This is a genomic window from Pseudoalteromonas sp. 1_2015MBL_MicDiv (assembly GCF_002407505.1).
Taxonomy (GTDB): Bacteria; Pseudomonadota; Gammaproteobacteria; order Enterobacterales; family Alteromonadaceae; genus Pseudoalteromonas; species Pseudoalteromonas fuliginea.
In genome coordinates this window covers 562007-582916 of record NZ_CP012737.1, presented here as the reverse complement: position 1 = coordinate 582916, position 20910 = coordinate 562007, and the positions used below count along the sequence as shown (strand labels likewise).

Below are 20910 nucleotides of genomic sequence, written 5' to 3'. Positions count from 1 at the left end.
TGGTGGGGCTTATCTGCCATAGTATTCATTTATTTAACTCTGTCACCACTTCCACTACCCGTTACCGTCATTAGTATATATTTAAAGTAATTTGATATAGATAGATTATCAATCATTTCACGATCGGTTTTAGCAAGTAGTTCAGGAGTAGACATATCAATTTCGTTAACTTGAGCTAAACCGGTAATGCCAGGGCGTACTGAAAATACATTTTTAGCATCGCGCGCTTTAGTTAATTCTTCTTGATTAAACAAACCAGGGCGTGGGCCAACTAAGCTCATTTCACCTTTTAGTACATTCCATAGCTGTGGTAGCTCGTCAAGCTTAGTTTTGCGTAAAAAGCCACCAAAACTTGTTATTGATGCAGTACTTGTTAAGTGACTTGCAACTGATGCAGTATCAACCGTCATGGTTCTAAACTTAACTAATATAAATGGTTTTTTATTTCGACCAACCCGTTCTTGTGTGAATATAGGCGAGCCTGTATCAAATAAACCAATAATATATAAAATCACTAAAAATGGCATTGCCAACAATAATCCAAATAGTGAAAACAGAAAGTCGAGTAAACGTATCATTTATAAACCCATTATTATTTATATGAAAATTATTTAAAACAACGACGAATACCTTCGTCTAGTGTAATTGGTGGTTTCCAGTTTAATGTTTTTTTAGTGTATTCAATATCAATTGTTAATGAGCTTGAAAACTTCTCAACAGCTTCTTTTTTACCAAAAATTGAAGCTACAAACATTAAATAAGAAACCGGCACTGGAAACAACCAAGGCTTTTTACCTGCGGCTAGAGTTAATTTTTTCAATAAATCAGAGGTTGAAATAACTACATCATCACTAACTAAAAAAGTTTGATTTACAGCATTGGGGTGATCAATACAGGCAACTATAAGATCAACTAGATTATCTATAGCAACAAAACTTCGTTTATTATTTATGGATCCTAGAGGTAACGGGAGGTTTTTTTCAGCAACTTTTAATAAAATACCAAAATTACCTGGAGCGTTTTTACCATACACAAGAGGTGGCCTAATGATTACCACCTCCATCCTAGTCAATTTAGATAGCTCCCTCAAAGCAGTTTCTGCCTCATACTTAGACTTAGCATAATCATCCACAGGGCACTCTAAATCTAGCGGAGTAAAAGGTACGCTATTACTATTTCCATTAACCCCTATTGAACTTAAAAAAATAAAACGACATACACCTTGCTCTGAAGCTTGCTTTGCTAAGGCCAAGGTAGCATCAACATTACAGCTTTTATAACTTTTAGCTGCATCAGAAGGTGAAGAATAATTAGAATGCGCAACCGCAGCTAAATGTATGACTACAGAAACTCCCTCCAATGCAGAACTAAAGTCTGTATCGCTGTTAAACTCTCCAACAATAAAACTATCACTATCATTGTTATTTTTATTCCGCACTACTTTACATAATTCAAACTCTTGTTGCTCAATAATAGATTGGCATAATTCCTTTCCAATAAACCCTGTAGAGCCAGTCAATAAAATTTTTCTCATTTATCACCCTATAAAAAGTTTATTGTACAATTTGACATTTTTTTTCTTTATAAACACTATAAACAGGTAACAGGTCAAATTATAGCTAGCAAAAAGAACGTTACACTCGCCCACAACCCGAAGAACACGCCAATAATACTTAAATGCATCAAGCTTGCTTCTAGATAGCGAGCCTGAACGAATCCTATAAAACCCTAAATTATCAGTTAAGGAGTAGGCATATTTAAACCGCTTTAACAATTCAAGCCACAATGCAAAATCCTGTCTCTTTTTAACTAAAGGCATATAAATTTTACCATAAGGCTTTGTATCGTAAATAGCTGTTAAACAGCCAATATAATTATGCTTAAGCAATGTTTTAAAGTTGACTTTTTTAGGTACATTAATTATCTCAAGAATATTCCCTTGTTCGTCAATAGTAGTATGTGCTGCAAATGAAAAGCCGACATTATTGTTTTGCATAAAACTTATTTGCTTTTCTAACTTGTACGAGGTCCATAAATCATCAGAATCTAAAAAGGCAACATACCGGCCCCTCGCATGCTTAATAGCAACATTACGTGAACCAGCACCACCTAAATTAACATCATTAACAAATAATCGAATGCGTGTATCTTCTAAAAAAGGAGTAATTACGCTTATAGTTTCATCTGTTGAACAATCATCAACAATAATTAACTCCCAGTCTAAATAAGTTTGATTTAGTACGCTATCTATAGATTCAGAAATGTACTTAGCTACATTGTGAGCGGGCATTATGATACTTATTAATGAATTAGCTTGACTCAATTTACTACCCTTAAGGTTAAATAGTTACTTAGAAAAAACTTCTTCAACATTTATGAACCTACCTAAGAAAACCACAGTGAAAAATAAAATAAAAACAGGATCTGCTATATATAAGATATTTAGTGGTGACTCAAATAAATTTAAAATGAGGTAAGGAAAAATAATCACAGAAAGAAAGTTAAACCTGATATTTTTCATATGAACCCTAAGTGCCCTAAAGATACATGCAATATATAAGGGAATTATAAAAAAAGTAGCAGGGAAAAATGGTGTATAGAATATCGAGGAAATAATTCCGGGCGACGCACCTGCACGGTCCGCATGATTCCTAAAAACCTCTAGATAGTTTAGACGATTAACTGTATTGATTAAAGAACTATCAAAGTTGTCAATAGGTAAAATAAGTGAAAAACGGTTTAGCAAGGTTGCATGAATACCATCTAAAACTTCACTACTATAAAAAACACCATTAAGTGTGTTATTGAGTAAAATTACAGAAGAAAAAAGTGAAGTAGACATCCTGGGAAAAAGCGTATTTCCGTAGTTCAAAATATAATTAAGCCCTTCCGAGCTCAATAAATAGTCATAACCGACCTTATTACCTATTCCAATAAAGACTACAACAATACAAATCAACGGAATAAACAGGATAGTTGTTAAAAGGTACTTGATGTTGAAGTCATAGAAATTCTTTGTCATTAAACCGGGGGATACTATCATTATAAAAATTATTGGTACTATGATGAATTGCAACGACGAGTTTAATGATAATATTGACGATATTAAAATTAAAAAAAGTAATATTTTCCCTTTTCGGCCAAAGCCTCTTCCATTTAATATATTAATCAACATCAGACTAACAATAAAATAGATGATGGGTTTAAGGAAAAACAAGACAGCAACTAATCCACCAGCATTTGAAAGTCTATTTTTATGACGAAAACTTGATGTGAAATTTAATGAAAAGTTAACAGACAGTAAAAAGTACACTAAAACCACACTAAATACAATTAAAAGACATAGCTTTGAGTTGATATAATAAACTTTTGTGTATGGAATTTTACTTACTAAATAAAATGAAATAAATGTTAAAAATAAAAAACTAAAAATTAGGATAAAAGAATTTAAATACACTCCTTCGGTGTAATTAAAGTACGAAGAAAACCCTTCACTAAAAAAAGGGTAAAACAGCAAACCTGGTAAATATATAACAACGAACAATAAAACAAATGACTTGTAACATTGAAAAAAAGTACTATCCATTTACACCACCAGAAATATTATATTAAAATAATCATTGAGATCAATCATAGTTACGAGCACGCCAAAATAAAAACAGACCAAATAGCATAAAGATAATAACTGGTAAAATATGAAGAGTTATATCTAAAGACTTAAACCCAAACATATAAAAACATATATAACCAATAAAAAACAAACCTGACACTACATTTAATAAAAATCTATTTTCTTTTTCATATTGCACAATATAACCTATAGGTATTCGAGATAATAATATAAAAACAACAGTAAATGAAATTAGAAAACTGACACTATAAACTTTAGATAGTATTAATGAAAAAAAACTAGCTAATATAGTTTGACTTAAAATCATGATTATAAAAAAGCGGAGGTGCTTTGCATTTTCTTGATATAACTTTCTTTCAAATAATAGTAGTAACTTACCAAGCAATAATACCAAGAAGCCACTTACTATTAGCGCATCCGAATACGCAGACAATTGGTTGCTGTTCGAAAACTGAACTATTGCAGTTTGACTCAGTAAAAAGATAAATAAAGCTATCACACAGGAACCCAGTTGAAATGATTGTGCATCGAAATAAACTTTGAGTAGACTGGTTTTATACTTTAAACAATAAAAAAAACTATTCAATTTAACTGTAAAAATAATAATTAATAAAGAAAATAGCTCTATTGTTATGTTTGCATATTCAATTTCATCAAAAATTAAAATGCAAACACTACCGACAATCGCAACAAAAAAATTAAGAGCACTAAATTTAAAAATTGATAAAAAATTATTTTTCGCAACATTTATAGTTAGTCGTAAAGTAACTAACGCAATCAAGCTTGACAAACAAAAATAGAAATATAATCCGTATAAATATTCAATAAAAAATACAAGGATCGAACATAAAGCCAAAATATAATGTAAGGATCTTTCCGATAATTGTGCAAGCCTAATTCGGCCATTATAAATATGCCCTCTTAAAGCCGCACGTAATCCAAACTGTAAAATAAAACTTGAAAACACCACAATGCTTTGTAAATTTATAACTTGCGAAAGAGATTCATGATTTGAAAATGCACGGACAAGTAGAATTCCTGAAGTAAACCCCAAAGAGCTAAAAACTAAACTAAAAAAACTTATTATTTTTCTTTTTTTTACATCAAAATACATTTACTTCTGTCTTAACTTTTCAAAATGAGATGGAATATTACCATGCCAAAAATAACAAAACAGTACATATCGACTACCTTCAGCTATTGGCTTACCACGATGAATTCCTTTAGTATCAGCAAATGCTATTGTGCCCTCTTCTGCCGTAAAGTCCGTAACCACTCTACCCGCTTTCTCCAAGTAATTATCGATTTCATCCTCAGTAAACCGATATTGACCAGGTTTAAAATTACCTGATAAATAGGCCTTTAGAACGTCAAACTTCTTATGTGATGCTTTGATATATTGAAATGGGCCATTTTTTTCAGTTACATCACTTAAATAACAAACTGCCTTGAATTGATGTGTTATTGGAGAGTCTCTATGCCAACCACCGCCAGATCCTAAATTCCCTTCTTTGGCATCAATTCTAGCTGCTAGTAACATTCCTGTGGGGGTTTTAGTACCTGTATAAGCATTTAACATTTTTCGTATTTCGGGATGATTATAAAAGTCGTTAAAATCACTATCTAACTGATTAGCAAAATATATTCGATGATCTGAAGCGCTATCGTCTATCCAAGTCTGAACACCTTCATCATCGATCATTGAGTCTATTTTGTCTCTTAAAATTTTACATGTTTCTTTACTATAGAAATGATTTTCTACCAACATGCCTTCATCATTTAGAATCCCAACTTTTTCTTTAAATGATGAAGAATAATCGCGAGTTCTAAATATATGTCTATAAGTTCTTATTAATGATTCTAATAACTCTTTTATTAATACAATAACTAATTTCATTTGTATCCTTAAAAACAATTGAACACCTAATATTTTAACACATTCAAACAGGGAATATTTAAAGATTCCATATACTTATAGACATTACCAATATCTTTGCTGTTGTAAGAGTTACTATAATTAAAATCTAAAGTTTCAACGTTGTAGTTATATATCTGACTAAGTGTGATAATAGCGGTTGAATAAAAAGCTGCTACTTTTTCTGGTTTAAAATCAATAAGTAAACCCACCAACTCAATAGGGTAGTCAAGAGATAAAATATTAACATTATTAAACTTTCTTATTTTGCTTATCTTTTTTTTGCTCTCAGCTCTATGTGGTATATATATAAAATCTAAGCCTAAGTTATTATAATGAGCGATAGCGGCTTTAACACTTTCAAGATAATAAGCTTCACTGATAACGCCTATCTCACTCATTCCACTTCCTATAAATATAACTTTATTACTAATTGGCTTATCTTTCTTAATTATATTTTTTATACCAAAATAGTCATTTTTTAATACTATTTGCTCCTCTTTTTTTTCAACATCATACATCGTAAAAAGATTTAAATCGGTACTTTTTTGTATATTAATACTTTTATTTCCATCATCTAGTAAATATATTTTATTTTTACCAACCCACTTCATCATAAATGTCATAAATTTCGACTCATAATTTCCAATCAATAGTTTTTCTAAAAAAAATGAGGAATAGGTAACAAATAGTTTAATACTAACTATCTTAATAAAATAAAAAAAGTTTTTACTATTGACCTCAACAGTAACTTTAAATATTTTAGTATCATCTAAATTTAAAAGATTTATAAGGTTAATCATTTGATGGTCATTTATAGGCTTACCGGAGAGTCTCAAAATAATTAAATATTTTGTAACATCAAATTTTTCAATGAACTCAAAAGCATTTACTAATTGCAGCGGCGACTCTACTATAATTAAAGTATTTACCATTACACACCCAAAAGTTAATTTACAAGGAATAAAAGTTTCTTACAGACGTTTGATCATCTTAGCCGGATTACCAGCAACAACCGTAAATGCTTCTACATTTTTTGTCACTATACTACCAGCAGCAACAATTGAGTTTTCTCCAACCACTACGCCTGGTAAGATAACTGAGTTAGCACCAATCCAAGCACCTTTTTTTATGTATACACTCTGGATATCAGTGTGCCCTTGAAAGTAAATTGGCCTAGTCTTATCACGGAACTCGTGGTTTGATACGTATAGATGAACACCTGAACCAACTAATACATAGTCTTCAATGACTATCTGTATTTCCTCTGAGTTAGGTGAGGCAAATAACATGCTTTGAGGACGAATAATGACATTTTTACCTATAGAAATTTTTTTTGATTCTACAGCGTATGCACCAGGCCTAAAAAAACTTCCCTCTTCGAATGAGTGAAACTTTTTTTTACAAAGCCATCTTCCTAAGCGCCGTGAATGAAGAAGAAAATGCGTCAAAGGTATATCAGGCCCCAGCCGCTCACATTTCAACCAAAAAATAAATTTATTTAACATTATAGTGAAAACCCATCATCAACTACGATATTTTGGCCTGTAATAAACTTAGAATCATCAGACAATAAAAAAACTACTGCCCCTAGAACATCATCAACATTCAACATCCCTTCACCATGAGTATTTTTTTTATATGCAGACAAGAAACTATCTGGCTGATTATCAAATATACCACCTGGACTGACGCTATTTATTCTAAAGCGACTATCGTTGACGTACTTTACTGTATATTTTGACATATGCAGTATCGCTGATTTTATCGCTGCATATTCAACGGGCATTGTCATTGTTGTATTATCATACACCTCAAATTTAGGAGCTATCACACCGTAAATAGATGATATATTAATTAATGAAAAAGGCTTTTCATGCTCTTTAAAGTACTTTGCGCATTGCTGAGTAAATAAAAAAGCGCTACCTAAATGCAAAGCTAGATTTTCATTAAAACTCTCTAGTTCAACATCAAAAAAATGGGCACCATATGATTTATTTCTTGGGTAAGTACAATTAACCGCGCCATCTAAACAATCATACTTAGCAAATAGAGAGGCAACGCTTTCAGTGTCAGTAATATCTAAACTTTCAAAAGCAACTTGTTCTAACTCTACGTCTGATTGCAATAACTTTTCGCTCAATGTTTTAATACAAATATCGGCCGCAACTATTTTAGCACCTAATCTTTGAGATGCTTTAACAACATTAGCCCCAAGTAAGCCACCTGCACCGACAATTAATATTGTTTTATTTTTAAGAGTCACTACTTAATCCTTTCTTCAAAATAGCTTCAGCTAACAAAAAGTCATAGATATCATCAATGTCTACAGCTCTTTCTTTTGGGACTTCAATGCTAGTCACATTACCTGAAAATAAACCATAATTACTCATTATAAAACTTGGTGAAGCAGCATAAACAACCGTTGTAATATCATAAACTTTAGGCGCATCCTGCCTGCGCTCAACTGAACTTTCTGGCTTATTCACCAGTTCGAAAAAACCATTTTTAGACTGTTTAACCATATTAAAAAATGGACTTCGGCTAGCTTCAACAACTGAAATACAAATATCTGCTTTTGTTTCAACCCGCTTTAAAATGGCTGTTTCTACATCATCCAAACTTCTGAGAGGGCTTGTCGCGGGAAGGCTTATGAAATTATCAAATTCCCCATGCAGTTGCTTTACATGTTCAATAGCATGCCTCCAAGCTAACCATTCTGGGCTTTTATCTGTAGCTAACTCATTCGGACGAAATATTACTTCAACACCAGCGTCTGCAGCAATTTTAGCTATTTCATTATCATCTGTTGAAACAAAGACCTTATCAATTGAGGTACTAGATTTTGCTATATCAATTGAGTATTCAATGAGGGGCTTACCTAATAGTGGTCTAATATTTTTACCTGGTAAACCTTTTGAACCACCTCGGGCAAAAATAAATGCAAAATTTTTCATACCTAACTCTCTATTCCGAACTTAGTTTTAAGATCCGTTATTAGTTCTACAACTGATAAAGAAGATTCAATACTTGAAAAGCTATCCGATTTATTTTTATTATTGAAATCGCTCAGCATATTTAGGTACATTTCATTCCTGTCCCACAACTCATCAGAAAATAAAACAGATTCACCCGTTTCATCAGTCCAAACTACTTGGTTTTTAATTAAATCCCAAACTAAGGCACCTCTATTAGAAATAATTTTACACTTTCTAGACGCTTGCCTTTGTAGAAAATCTAGATGCAAGCTAACTACGCAACCAGACTGTGATATAGCCAATATATCAGCGACATCTTCAACTTCAATACCTAACTCACCAGTATTGCGAATAAGAGCATGCTTTATTTCTAACTTACCAAATAACCACTGAGCATAGTCAATATCATGACTTAATTCGAAAAGTACTCCACCACCCAAACTATGAACAGCAGATACACTTTTTTTGTAGTCGGTATTAGGCCTCCAATCAGGAAGGTATTGCCCTATCTCAATGTTTGCATTAATAACTTTGCCGGCTTGGCCAGACTCAATAATTTTTTTGACGAACAAAGCCGATGATAAATACTTCAAGCAATAGCCGACACCGGCATTTACTTGGTATTTGCTTTTAGCTTTTATTATTGATTTTGCATCTTCTACGCTAGTGGTTACTGGCTTTTCTATTAGAACGGGTATACCTGCTTCAATCAAAGGAATTGCATGTAAAGAATGAAACGGAGCTGGTGAGGCAATAACCGCCATCTCAACAGTATAATCAATTATGTTTTGTATATTTGAAACAATATAATCAGCATTACATATCATTTCACTAGGAAGTCGACCACTTGCAGACATAGCAATAATTTCCGCTTCCGGGAACATCTTCTTGATGTTACTTCTATGCCTTTTTGCAATATTACCTAGCCCAATTACAGCAACTCGCATCATTTATTAAAACCTAATTCATGGATATCTACTTGTGCTTTTTCAAAGTCATCATGACGACCTACATCCAACCAATATTCATGTATTGGAAATTTAAGAGTCTTTAAACCTTCAGCTTGTTTTTGCTCAAATAAACTCGGCATGTCTAATCGTTCATTTTTTGAAAGCGAATTAATAATACGATTAGACACTATATAAATACCTGCATTGACAAAGTAACGGTATGTTGGCTTTTCTACCATACCTGTAATTTCATGCCCTTCACCTTGAATAACACCGAAAGGAACTTTTATCTCGTAATCGCGAACACACATAGTCGCATCACTGTTTTGCTTTATATGAAAATCTAGCACCTTACCAAAATCTACATTCGTTAAAATATCACCATTAATCATAATTAAAGGCTCTTTAGGTAGTGTATTAGGCAATAAAGAAAGTGCACCACCTGTCCCTAATGGTTCTTCTTCATGCACATATGTTATTTCAACGTCGAATTCACCACCATCGCCAAAATAGTTCATTATTACTTCTGGTAAGTAATGAGTAGAAATATAAAACTTATAAAACCCATGGTTTTTAAAGTTATTAATTAGCGTTTCAAGCATTGGCTTGCCACCAACTTTAAGCATTGGTTTAGGACAATTATCGGTTAAGGGTTTTAAACGAGTACCAAATCCTCCCGCCATTATAAATATTGGGTTCTCACGCTTTTCGATAATTAGGGTATCGTGTAATGTTTTTAAACCAACAAGTTTACCTTCATCGTCCACTAATGGTAGTGATAATATTTTTCGAGACTGCATCAGTGCTTTTAAGCCATGACTACTTAATAAAACGTTAGCACTTATGGGGTTAGTATTCATTATTTGACTTACTGGGGCTGAAAGCTCTATGCCTTGCAATATTCCTCTACGTACATCGCCATCAGTTACCATCCCAATTAACTTTTCATTATCAACAACTAAAGTAACTCTTAGTGCTTCTTTATCGATAACTTTTAATGCATTTTTGATTGAAACTGAAGATTCAATCACTACTTTTTGCCAATTAATTGTCATGTGTTATACCTAATCCTTTAATTACTGAACGTGCGCCGTATACAATTGAGTTAGGAGGAACTGATTTAGTTATATTAGCGCCAACTCCAATTATTGTGTTATGACCTATAGTGATGTTATTAATTACATTAGCGCCAGTTGCTACGTGTACATTGTTTTCAATGATAACCTGTCCGCTTAAGGTTGTACCCGGTGCTAAATGGGTATGTTCACCAATACTACAATCGTGGTCAACAGATACAGAAGTATTAATTATACTATTTTCACCAACTCTACTACCTATGTTAATAACAGCATTGTTCATAACCTGCACTCCATCAGCCAATACAGAGTAATCAGACACTAAAGCTGAATCAGAAACAACGGTAGCAAATACATACCCTAACTTTTTAAAACGATTAAAAACTATCTCTCTTAATGATTTATAAGGCATTGAACCAATGCCATTTACTAATTTAATGTCTTTTGTATTAAAATTTAAAACATCATCATCATTTAAATAGTGCTCTACGCAATCAAAGATAACTTCCCCTGCTGTTATTTTAGGGGTTACTACACCGATAATTTTTTTATTTTGTTTTATTAGTATTTCAGCTAGTGCTGCAGCATGCCCACCACCGCCTATAATTAAATAGTTAGTGCTACTCATCTATTAGTTCGCCAGCCTGGTAACTTTTTACACTTGTTTTATTCAAATACTGCCAGTATTTAACTGGGTTAATACCGTTACCTGGGCGCTTTACCGCTAAATTAGCTTCGTTAAATTTTTCACCTGAAAGAATGGATTTTGCGGCAATTAAGCTTTTTCGCGCAACAGATTTATTTTTAACTTCAGAAGGTCTTGGTCCTTTAATTCCGTCACCTAAGATTTTTTCTACAATTCGGATGCCATCAACCATTTCTTTCAATTCTATTGGATCAAGAGATGCTTTGTGATCTGGACCCGCTAATGCTTTATCTACGGTAAAATGCTTTTCAATTAAGATAGCTCCTTTGGCAACAGCTGCAATAGGAACTACTATTCCAGCACTATGATCGGAGTAGCCTATTTCTAGCTTAAATGCATCTTTCATTGTATTCATGGCATTTAAGTTTATATCATTAAATGGTGCTGGGTATTCAGTTGTGCAATGTAAAAGCGTTACTTTATCTTTTAATAGTTGCTTACCTTGTTCTGAAAAATATGCTGTTTGCAAGGCTTCATCAGTCGGATTACCTTCGGGGTTTATATAACCAAAGGCTATTACTGATAATACTTGTTCTATTTCAGAAAGCGTTGCCATACCTGTTGATACAATTAAATCACAACCTGTTCTTGCATGTTCAAGCACTAGTGGTGCATTTGTAATTTCACCTGAAGGCAACTTCAGTCGTGTTATTTTTAAATCATCAACTAAAAATGAAAGGCTTTCTGAATCAAATGCTGTAGATAAAAATTCAATACCTAAATCATTACAATATTTAACTAACTTATGGTGCGTTTCGTAGCTTAACTCTAATCGCTTTAGCATTGAGTACTGTGACTCTTTTTGGCCACTATTAGTAATTTGATACTCTGCTTGCTGTGCATTTTCAGTGACTAAGTTTTTAGCTTTGAATGTTTGAAACTTAACTATATCGGCACCTGCCTGATGCGCTGCATCAACAAGAGAAAACGCTAAATCGTCACTGCCATTATGATTAACACCAGCTTCAGCAATAATTAATGTCATAGGGGTTCTCACTTTAAATCGTAAAAAGATTTGCTTGGGTCAAACTCTAAAGATTTGAGCATTTGAATAGCTTGAGCACTTGCATTACCGGCGCCGTATGGATTTATTATTATTTCGTCCGGGGTTTTATAACTACCTGTAACAGCCGACTCTATTGTTGCTGAAATTGCCTCTTCCGTTGCTATACAGTTAAGTACACTTTTAGCCGCTAAACGGCCTTTTTGTCTTACACCTATATTTACTGTAGGCACATTGAATGCAGGTACTTCAATTATTCCACTCGATGAATTACCTATAACAGCCGCAGCATTTTTTACAGTACTGAGGTAGCGCTTTTGTCCCAATGAAGGTATTGCACAAACTCTAGTTGGATATTGTTTAGCATAGTCTTCAAGTATTGGAATTATACGACGACCACCATCATCGGCATTTGGATACGTTAAAATAACTTGATAATCTTTAAATTCACCTAATGCGTTAAGTAGTGAAACAAAACTCTGCTCAGGTGGTTCAACACCCAATGTAACCGGATGGTAAGTAACCAGAAAGTAAGGTTGCTTTAAATTGAAGTTTAACGAGTTACCAACTTCGTTAACACTCATAAAGTTACTACGTACCAAATGGTCAAGACCAATTGCACCAATATTTTTAACCCGCTCAGGCATTTCACCTAGCTGTATTACACGCTGACGATATTGTTCAGTGGAAGTTCCGTGTAAATAGCTAAGCTTGGTAATGGCATGTCGTATAGCGTCGTCATAAGCGCCTTCGGTTATTTCTCCACCGTGTAGGTGTAAAATAGGAATACGTAATATCATCGCTGTTTGAGCCGCTGCAAGTGCCTCAAAACGGTCTCCTAAAATAACAAGTGCATCAGGCTTTAATCTGCTTAATGCGTCAGCAAAGCCTAGTACTCCAAGCCCCATACTTTTAGCTGTGCCTACGGCAGTATCTGATGATAATAATATTTCTATTTTCTCATCTATTGTAAAACCATCTTGCTCGATTTGTTTGTAGGTTTCACCAAATTCTGATGATAAATGCATACCTGAAACTAATAGCTGTAATGTTAGCTCTGAATCACTTTGAATGTCTTTTATAAGCCAATATAGGAGCCCATACTCCGCACGAGTACCTGTAAAAACAGCTATTTTCTTTGTCATTATAACTTGCCTAAACTTTTGACTGGAGAGCTTGGTATATTCACTAAGTGACTTTCAATAAACTCTGAATGGCTTAAGTCACCCCTCATGGCATTTCCGAACATAGGTAAGCGATGCATTAGTTGCCATATTGGCCGAGTCATTACACCTTCAGCATTCGTTTGTTTTAGCAGCTTTTCTCGCTCGTTGTGGTTTGGGCAAATTATCGCATTTAACCAATAGTTTGATTTTGCATAGCTCGGCTCTGTTACAAATTGAAAATCTGACTCTTTAAAAAAGTCTGAATATAGGCTTGCAAGATGCCGTTTATTATCAACAAATGCTACAAGGTTTTCCATTTGCGCACAGCCAAGTGCCGCATTTAAATTAGGCATCCGGTAATTAAAACCAGCTTCATCATGGAAAAACTCATACGGATGAGGAACCTTGGCAGTAGTAGTTACGTGTTTTGTATGCTGCCCCGACGCTAAAGTTTTACATAAAACCATGCCGCCGCCACCTGTGGTAATAATTTTATTGCCATTAAAGCTAATAGCGCCAAAATTACCCAAGGTACCTGTATGCTTATCTTTATAAAAAGAACCAAGGCTTTCTGCAGCGTCTTCAACTACAGCAATTTTCCAATCTGCACAGACTTTTATCAATTCATCAAGCTCTACAGGATGACCAAATGTATGCATTGGGACCACAGCTTGAAAGCGCTGTTTTGTTATTTTATGTATAGACCCTGACTCGGTTAACACTGCATGCTGCTCTAAAAATACGGATAATGCTTTAGGACATAAACCCAAACTAACAGGTGATACATCAACAAATGCTGGTTGAGCACCCATGTGATGCACAGCATTGCAAGTAGCTACAAAAGTAAGCGCTTGGGTAATGACAATATCATTTGCTTTAACCCCAGCCATATAAAGCGCTGCATGTAATGCTGCAGTGCCATTTACAGTGGCAACTGCTTTTGCTGTTCCGGTGTAATTTTCAATATGTGTTTCAAAGTCATCTACAAATTTACCAACACTTGAAACAAACGTACTACTTATAGTTTCGGATACATATTTCTGTTCATTCCCTGAAAACGTAGGTGCATGTAAGGGAATAAACTCATTAGTTTGGTAAAGATCTTTTACAAATGAAACAAGCTGTTTAGTCATGATATATCTGCCTAGTTACATTTTACCATCAAGGTATTTGCCTGTTTCTTTATGCCCAAAATCTGGGATCATTTTAAAGAAAAGAGCGACAATTTCGTCTTTTGCCCAAGACTTATCCGACTTCATTTGAGCAATTTTTTGCGCAAACTCGGTCAGTAATACTTGGTCAAAAATTGCATCATTTTTGATTATGCCTAAATTTTCAAAGCGCTCCATATCTAATGTTTCACTGTCAGTAAAAAACTCTTCAAAGTCTTTTTCACCTGTGGTGTCACTTTCGGTAAATAAACATGGCCACTTCCCTTGAGCTGGTAGGGTTTTTACTAGCTCACGAGCTTCATCTTCTGTTTTGCATAAAAAAGGTTCATAACCACGATCTTGAAGATATTTAACAGCAATATCTGCAAAAGTAATTAAATGTAATGCTTCACTTAATTTTGGAAAGAAAATATCTCGATTCTCACCAAAAATACACGACATTAAACATAACTCACCTGACTCTTGAGGAGTTACAAAATAACGCTTAATATCGCTAGGAGCGACTATTGGTTGTTGCTTTTGAATTCGTTGATTAAAACCATGCAAAAGGGAGCCGTCAGAAAAAGCTACGTTTGCAAATCGAGCTGTCGAAATAGCAATTTTTTCGCTTTTACGCATTAAAAACATTTCCATAATACGTTTAGATGCACCCATCATATTAACTGGGTTAGCCGCTTTATCTGTAGATACACAAAAATATTTTTTTACCCCGCAATCAATAGACTGTTGGATCGTTTTATCTGTATTAAATACATTTACGTCTATCATACGCATTAATGTAAAAGGGTCTTTTTCACTGCGAACGTGTTTAAGCGCAGATAGATTAAGAACATAGTCGTATTGGCCGTCTGCTTTTATAAATGCGTCATATTCAATTGAGCCAATATCAAGCGCAAAGGTTTGGAAATCGCCATTAATATAGCCGTAAGAGCTGCGAATATCGCGAACTAATTCAACCATATTGTTTTCACTAATATCGACAACATGTAGCTTTTTAGGATTACGTTTAAAAATCTCTTTAGTCACAGCTTGGCCAATAGAACCCGCACCGCCTAGAACTAGAAAACTAGCACTCGACACTTTTTCTTTTAATCTTGTATTAAAAATCTCAATATCTTGAGAAAACAACTGTTCTGTTCGGCCTATTAGTGAAAGTAAATTGCTCACTCTAAATCCTTTAATTTATCAAATGCATTTAAGTTAAATATTTGCATGATGTTTATATATAAATTAACTTGCGCTTACTTTGATATATTTTAACTAAACGTCAAATATTTATAGTCACGACGATAATTACTTATCCGATTTATACTCATAATTGTAATAGCCATAATACCCATAGGCATTACTGGCTTTTTTAACTACGCCGTTAAACACCAAGCCTTTCACGTCTATGCCATTTTGTTCAAAGCGATTACGCGTTAGTTCTATTTCACGCAAATGGTTTTGACCAAAACGCGCTACAAGCAAGGTTGTACCGGTATGGGCACTTACAATAGCAGGATCGGTTACTGCCAATATCGGCGGTGTATCTATAATTACTATGTCGTAAGCGGCACTAACTTCTGCAACTAGTTTACTAAAGTTACTATGCATTAATAACTCAGAAGGATTAGGTGGTACTTGCCCTCGAGTTATAACACTTAAGCCATCAACCTTGGTCGGTTTAGTAACTTGCTCTAGGTTTAAACGGCCAGATAGGTAGTCACTTAGGCCATTATCCCACTTTAAGCCAAATTGAGTTTGTAAGTAGCCTTTACGCATATCGGCATCTATAACCAATACCTTTTTACCACTTTGAGCCAGTACAGCCGCTAAATTTACTGATACAAACGATTTACCTACGCTTGGGCTTGGACCCGAAATTGCAATAATGTTATTTTTAGATTCCATCATCGCAAAGTGTAAGCTAGTACGCAGGCTGCGTAGTGCCTCAATAGCTAAATCGGCGGGGTTATCGAGTGCAAGTATCGACTTAGGTTTATTTACTTTGTTTTTGCGTACCTTTGCGGTAAAGCCGCTTAGTTTATCTTGGTAATCTGAGTGCGGTACACTTGCGTAAACAGGTATACCCAAGGCTTCTATTTCAGCAGGGTCTTCTACCCCTTTATGTATGGCTTTTTGTATAAGTACAATAGCTATAGCCAACATGCCACCTAGCATAGTTGCCATTACAACAATTAATGCTTTTTTAGGTTTTACGGGTTTGCTGGTATTTACCTCGGCGTAGTCAATTACTCGTACATTACCCACAGTGCCTGCACGTACTATATCAAGCTCTTGTGTTTTACTAAGTAATAGTGTGTAAATTTGGTTACTTACTTCAACATCACGCTTTAAGCGCAGTAGCTCTTGTTGAGTTTCGGGTAGGTTACCTACTTCACCAATTAGCTCGTCTTTTTGCTTATTTACAGCCGCTACTTGCTCAATAATACTTTGATATGCGGGATGGTCTTTTTTAAATTTGCGCCCTAGTTCTAAGCGTTTTAAGTTAAGCTCTTGTAGTTTAGTTTCAAGCTTTACAACTTGCTCAAGCACGCCTTGGGTCTCTAATGTTATATTTATTGATTGGCGTTTTATTTGGTAATCGTTAAAGCGTTGCTCGGCAAACTCAAGCTGTTTTTTTATCTCTGGTAATTGCACTTCTAAAAATTCGAGTGACTTTTGCGCCTCTGCGCTGCTACGTTCAACATTACGGCGTACATAAATAGCTGCCACTTTATCTAGCACTTTTTCGGCATAGCTTGGTTTAGTACTTTGTAAGCTTAAGTTAATAATGCCTGAGTCTTTGCCTTTTTCACTTGCACCTATTTCTGCTTGAAGGTCTAAAATAGTATTCAGGCGATCTTTACGGGTAATTATAAACTCGGTACCTGGGCGTGCATTTAAACTGCGTATAGTTAAGTTAAATTTACCATTAGTGAGTTCTTCACCTACTTTGCCACTTAATATTTGTTCGCCATTATCATTTATTAGCACAACACCGTTGTTATTTTGCACTATAAGCGTAAATTCTTGCCCTATAGCGGTACGTGGTACATCAAACCTAAATACGTTTATGCTCTCTCCGCCCCAGGCGTAGCTGTTAGCGCCAAAACTTGGCTGGGCTAAATCGCCCTCTTCCATTGGGGTATATTTACGGTAAGCGCGGCTACCTATGAACGGGAATAACTTAGGCTCTGCTGTTACATCAAGTTTTAATGTATCTACCGCTTCGCCAATTATACTGCGCGACTTTAATAGCTCAATTTCTGTTACCGCAGCCGATGTACTTTCAAACATGCCTGCCATGTCGTCAAAGCCCGGGACTGAGCCACCGCCATCTTCAACTTGTATCATGGCTGTTGCTTGGTACACTGGCGTGCTTAACACGGCATATACAACACCTATAAACATAAATAGTGCGGTAATTCCCACAATAAAGTATTTTCGGTCGAGCAATGTACCTAATAATGCCATTAAATCAATTTCTTGCGATGGCTGTGCTGTGTTATTAGTGTTTTTATTATTCGCGCCATTAGCGCTGTTATTCGGCTGAGCATTCATTAAATTAGCCATTCCTTATAAATACTTTTGCCAAGCGCTACACGCGCTGTCGATTAATGTATAAACGTGCTCAAAAGCCTCTTGGCTTTGGCGGTATGGGTCGGGTATTTCGGCGTTATTAATCCATTTCCCTAGTAAAAAGGTTTTACCGCGAGCTTCAGGGTAACGTGCGTGTACGTCGTTTAAATGGCGCTCTTCCATCACTAGTATTACGCTGTTTTGCGCTACTAAGCTTGATGTAAGCTGCTGCCCTTGGTGAGCATCCATATTAACGCCGTGTGCGAGTGCTATTTGTTTGGCTTTTGCATCTGCTGGTTTACCTTCAAGCGCTGTTAAACCCGCTGATGATACTTTAATACTTTTACCTTCGAGTTTTGCTTTTAATACATACTCACCTGTTGGGCTACGGCAAATATTACCGGCACACACAACTAAAACAGAATCAAACATCTTAATAAATCCTTAGTTGTTAATGTCGTTTAAATTATCAACAGTCGCTACCGATGGTAATAATAAACTAATTACACGGTTCCAACGCGCAAGTGGCGCTGATGTTACATAAACTATATCGTGCGGTTGTAGTTCAAATTGCTCAGCCAATACCATTGCGGCTATATTTTTTGCATGCAACTGGTAAACATTAGCAATAATACCTGTTTGCTCAACATTACTTTTACGCAGTACAAATACACCATTAGCATCGGCTGTATTTTCGTTCAAACCGCCCGAGTCGCTTAGCGCTTCGGCCAAGTTTAAGCCATAACGATTAAGGGTTACTGAACCCGCTCTTTTTACATCACCTAATACAAACACTTTTTGCGCGTCGTTACGACTAACATGCACTATATCGCCGTTTTGTAATAATCTGTTTTGCGAAATGTCGCCATGGGCATAAAAATCATCAAGTTTAATAACTTCTGTTGTATTGCCACGGGTAAACGTTACTGTTCGCCAATCTGCTTCTTCTGTTAAGCCTCCGGCTTGGCTTAGAGCATCTATCAAGGTAAGTGGAATTTCGGTTACTGGGTATACACCAGGCTGTTTTATTTCACCAGTTACATACGCTTTTTGGCTTCTAAAACCAACTACTTTTACGTCTACTTGAGGATCTTCTATTACGCGGCTTAAACGTTTTACCAGCTCGTTACGAACCTCACCAACCGTTTTACCTGCGGCAGGAATATTGGGTGCGTATGCGTAGGTTATTGTGCCATCTTTTTGTACTCTAAAGCCGTCAAATTCGGCTGTTCGTTGTACAGCTGCTGGTATTGTTAGCTCAGGATGATCCCATACACCAATGGTTAGTACGTCACCAACACCTAGTTTATATTCGTAGTTATTTACATTTAAACCCGCTGTACTCGAAAATGGTTTAGCTGCTATACGCGCTTGATTTTGTTTATTTATTAGTAGCGAGTCAATTATTTGAATGTTTACTTTTTCGAGATCTTGTTCAAGGTTTTGTGTTTGCTCGCCTGAGTCTATACCTTCAAAGTGGCTGCCAGGTACTATTGTACAGCCGGTCATGCTTAGTATTACGAGTATTGATGCGAGTGATTTACAGCTTAACGCCATTGTAGAATCCCAATTTTTTTAATATTGCACTTACTCACCGACCTTGGTGAGCACTTGTATTTTTAACTGGCTAATTAAAGCATGTGCACTATTGTGAAGCAATAGCCTTTGCTTTGTAAAAGCTTTGTTACTAAGTTTTTAATTAGCACTGAAATTATATCAGTATTTTCATAAGGTATTTATGAATAAATTTAATTAAAATATCTTGCATAAATAAGTAGATGTGAAAATACAGAGGTTACGAGCTTTGCTCGTCACGCCAGCAAGCTGTGCGTCTACAAGTGAATGAGCTACAGCGCCAAATTTTGCTGCTTGCTCACGCCAAATACGCTGTTTTTAAAACCTACACGTCTAACTTACCAACTCTTTGTGGATGAAAAAACACAAAGATTACGAGCTTTGCTCGTCACGTCAGCAAGCTGTGCGTCTACAAGTGAATGAGCTACAGCGCCAAATTTTGCTGCTTGCTCACGCCAAATACGCAGTTTTTAAAACCTACACGTCTAACTCTTTATCTCAAGAGCGTAGCGCTCTCTTAAACTCTTTATTGTTTAGTGCTTTGAATACGCTTCCGCCCTTAGGTTACAGTCCCTATGTACTGGTGCATGCTTAAATTTTATGGGGTTATTAACTAATACTTGGTGCTAAAGGAGCTAATGCTTTTACCTTTATAGCCTTTTAGTTCGCAATGTCTTTATTATCTATACTTACTTCAATTTTTTGGTTGAGTAAGTTAATTAGTAAAATGCTGCGCATGTCGCCATCAGGCTCTTTATAAATTGCCTGTATATTGCTAAATGAATCGTTGTTAACACACATTACATCGCCCATTTTTGGTATTTTTGATTCTATCGTGTGTAAGCGTTCATTTTTTAGCTGACTGATTATAAGCTCAGGAACCAACTGGTAACTAGCCCCATAAGATACAAAGCCACCTATGCCACGCGTATTTTTTACAGCTGAAAAATTACCGTTTTTTGATTCAAGGCATATAAATAAATAATTTGGGAATAAAGCAGTTTGTTTGACGGTACGCCGACCTTTAACCAACCTTTCGGTAGTTAATTTGGGGTAAAACGCTTCAATCCCTTGATTTTGCAAGTTAGTTTTGGCTCTTTCTTCTTGCTTAGGTTTGCATACGACTAAATACCAACTTTCCATAATAGTCCTTAATACATAACTAAGTTGCAAA

At 35.3% G+C, this 20910-nt stretch carries 21 protein-coding genes; all 21 read right to left on the bottom strand.

Going from position 1 to position 20910, the window contains the following annotated elements; genetic code table 11:
* Positions 1-29: 29 nt before the first annotated feature.
* Positions 30-578 carry a sugar transferase gene (locus AOR04_RS02565; protein ID WP_096792448.1) on the bottom strand — a complete coding sequence of 183 codons (549 nt, stop codon included), beginning with the start codon at positions 576-578 and terminating at the stop codon, positions 30-32.
* 29 nt (positions 579-607) lie between these two features.
* Positions 608-1534 (bottom strand): NAD-dependent epimerase/dehydratase family protein, encoded by a 927-nt coding sequence (locus AOR04_RS02560; protein ID WP_096792447.1) that lies wholly within the window; start codon positions 1532-1534, stop codon positions 608-610.
* A gap of 3 nt (positions 1535-1537) precedes the next feature.
* Positions 1538-2323, bottom strand: a complete 786-nt coding sequence (locus AOR04_RS02555; RefSeq protein ID WP_232525500.1) for a glycosyltransferase family 2 protein — start codon at positions 2321-2323, stop codon at positions 1538-1540.
* Between the two features lie 24 nt (positions 2324-2347).
* Positions 2348-3586 carry a hypothetical protein gene (locus AOR04_RS02550; RefSeq protein WP_096792446.1) on the bottom strand — a complete coding sequence of 413 codons (1239 nt, stop codon included), beginning with the start codon at positions 3584-3586 and terminating at the stop codon, positions 2348-2350.
* Between the two features lie 40 nt (positions 3587-3626).
* Complete coding sequence (locus tag AOR04_RS02545) at positions 3627-4745, bottom strand: hypothetical protein (RefSeq protein ID WP_096792445.1); 1119 nt, start codon at positions 4743-4745, stop codon at positions 3627-3629.
* Complete coding sequence (locus AOR04_RS02540; RefSeq protein WP_096792444.1) at positions 4746-5528, bottom strand: phytanoyl-CoA dioxygenase family protein; 783 nt, start codon at positions 5526-5528, stop codon at positions 4746-4748. It lies immediately after the preceding gene.
* Positions 5529-5554: 26 nt separating this feature from the next.
* Complete coding sequence (locus AOR04_RS02535) at positions 5555-6481, bottom strand: polysialyltransferase family glycosyltransferase (protein WP_096792443.1); 927 nt, start codon at positions 6479-6481, stop codon at positions 5555-5557.
* A gap of 39 nt (positions 6482-6520) precedes the next feature.
* Positions 6521-7054 carry an acyltransferase gene (locus AOR04_RS22060; protein ID WP_096792442.1) on the bottom strand — a complete coding sequence of 178 codons (534 nt, stop codon included), beginning with the start codon at positions 7052-7054 and terminating at the stop codon, positions 6521-6523.
* A complete protein-coding gene (locus AOR04_RS02525) occupies positions 7054-7812 on the bottom strand; it encodes an oxidoreductase (RefSeq protein WP_096792441.1) in 759 nt (252 codons plus the stop codon). Before AOR04_RS02525 ends, AOR04_RS22060 begins: the two co-directional genes overlap by 1 nt.
* Positions 7802-8503 (bottom strand): acylneuraminate cytidylyltransferase family protein, encoded by a 702-nt coding sequence (locus AOR04_RS02520; RefSeq protein ID WP_096792440.1) that lies wholly within the window; start codon positions 8501-8503, stop codon positions 7802-7804. The genes AOR04_RS02525 and AOR04_RS02520 overlap by 11 nt, the downstream gene beginning before the upstream one ends.
* Positions 8504-8505: 2 nt before the next feature.
* Positions 8506-9474 carry a Gfo/Idh/MocA family protein gene (locus AOR04_RS02515; RefSeq protein ID WP_096792439.1) on the bottom strand — a complete coding sequence of 323 codons (969 nt, stop codon included), beginning with the start codon at positions 9472-9474 and terminating at the stop codon, positions 8506-8508.
* Entirely contained in the window at positions 9471-10529 is a 1059-nt protein-coding gene (locus tag AOR04_RS02510; RefSeq protein ID WP_096792438.1) for a nucleotidyltransferase family protein, read from the bottom strand. The genes AOR04_RS02515 and AOR04_RS02510 overlap by 4 nt, the downstream gene beginning before the upstream one ends.
* On the bottom strand, positions 10519-11178 hold the full coding sequence (locus AOR04_RS02505) for a NeuD/PglB/VioB family sugar acetyltransferase (RefSeq protein WP_096792437.1): 660 nt from the start codon (positions 11176-11178) through the stop codon (positions 10519-10521). The genes AOR04_RS02510 and AOR04_RS02505 overlap by 11 nt, the downstream gene beginning before the upstream one ends.
* Positions 11171-12241, bottom strand: a complete 1071-nt coding sequence (gene neuB, locus AOR04_RS02500; protein WP_096792436.1) for an N-acetylneuraminate synthase — start codon at positions 12239-12241, stop codon at positions 11171-11173. The genes AOR04_RS02505 and neuB overlap by 8 nt, the downstream gene beginning before the upstream one ends.
* An 8-nt stretch (positions 12242-12249) precedes the next feature.
* Positions 12250-13404, bottom strand: coding sequence for a UDP-N-acetylglucosamine 2-epimerase (gene neuC, locus AOR04_RS02495; RefSeq protein ID WP_096792435.1), 1155 nt, complete (start codon positions 13402-13404; stop codon positions 12250-12252).
* Positions 13404-14558 (bottom strand): LegC family aminotransferase, encoded by a 1155-nt coding sequence (locus AOR04_RS02490; RefSeq protein WP_096792434.1) that lies wholly within the window; start codon positions 14556-14558, stop codon positions 13404-13406. Before AOR04_RS02490 ends, neuC begins: the two co-directional genes overlap by 1 nt.
* A gap of 15 nt (positions 14559-14573) precedes the next feature.
* Complete coding sequence (locus AOR04_RS02485; RefSeq protein WP_096792433.1) at positions 14574-15764, bottom strand: UDP-N-acetylglucosamine 4,6-dehydratase; 1191 nt, start codon at positions 15762-15764, stop codon at positions 14574-14576.
* Positions 15765-15890: 126 nt separating this feature from the next.
* Complete coding sequence (locus AOR04_RS02480; RefSeq protein ID WP_096792432.1) at positions 15891-18143, bottom strand: polysaccharide biosynthesis tyrosine autokinase; 2253 nt, start codon at positions 18141-18143, stop codon at positions 15891-15893.
* Positions 18144-18158: 15 nt separating this feature from the next.
* Positions 18159-18593, bottom strand: a complete 435-nt coding sequence (locus tag AOR04_RS02475) for a low molecular weight protein-tyrosine-phosphatase (RefSeq protein ID WP_096792431.1) — start codon at positions 18591-18593, stop codon at positions 18159-18161.
* Between the two features lie 12 nt (positions 18594-18605).
* Positions 18606-19718 (bottom strand): polysaccharide export protein, encoded by a 1113-nt coding sequence (locus tag AOR04_RS02470; RefSeq protein ID WP_096792430.1) that lies wholly within the window; start codon positions 19716-19718, stop codon positions 18606-18608.
* A gap of 678 nt (positions 19719-20396) precedes the next feature.
* Positions 20397-20879, bottom strand: a complete 483-nt coding sequence (rfaH, locus tag AOR04_RS02460) for a transcription/translation regulatory transformer protein RfaH (protein ID WP_096794068.1) — start codon at positions 20877-20879, stop codon at positions 20397-20399.
* Between the last annotated feature and the right edge of the window lie 31 nt (positions 20880-20910).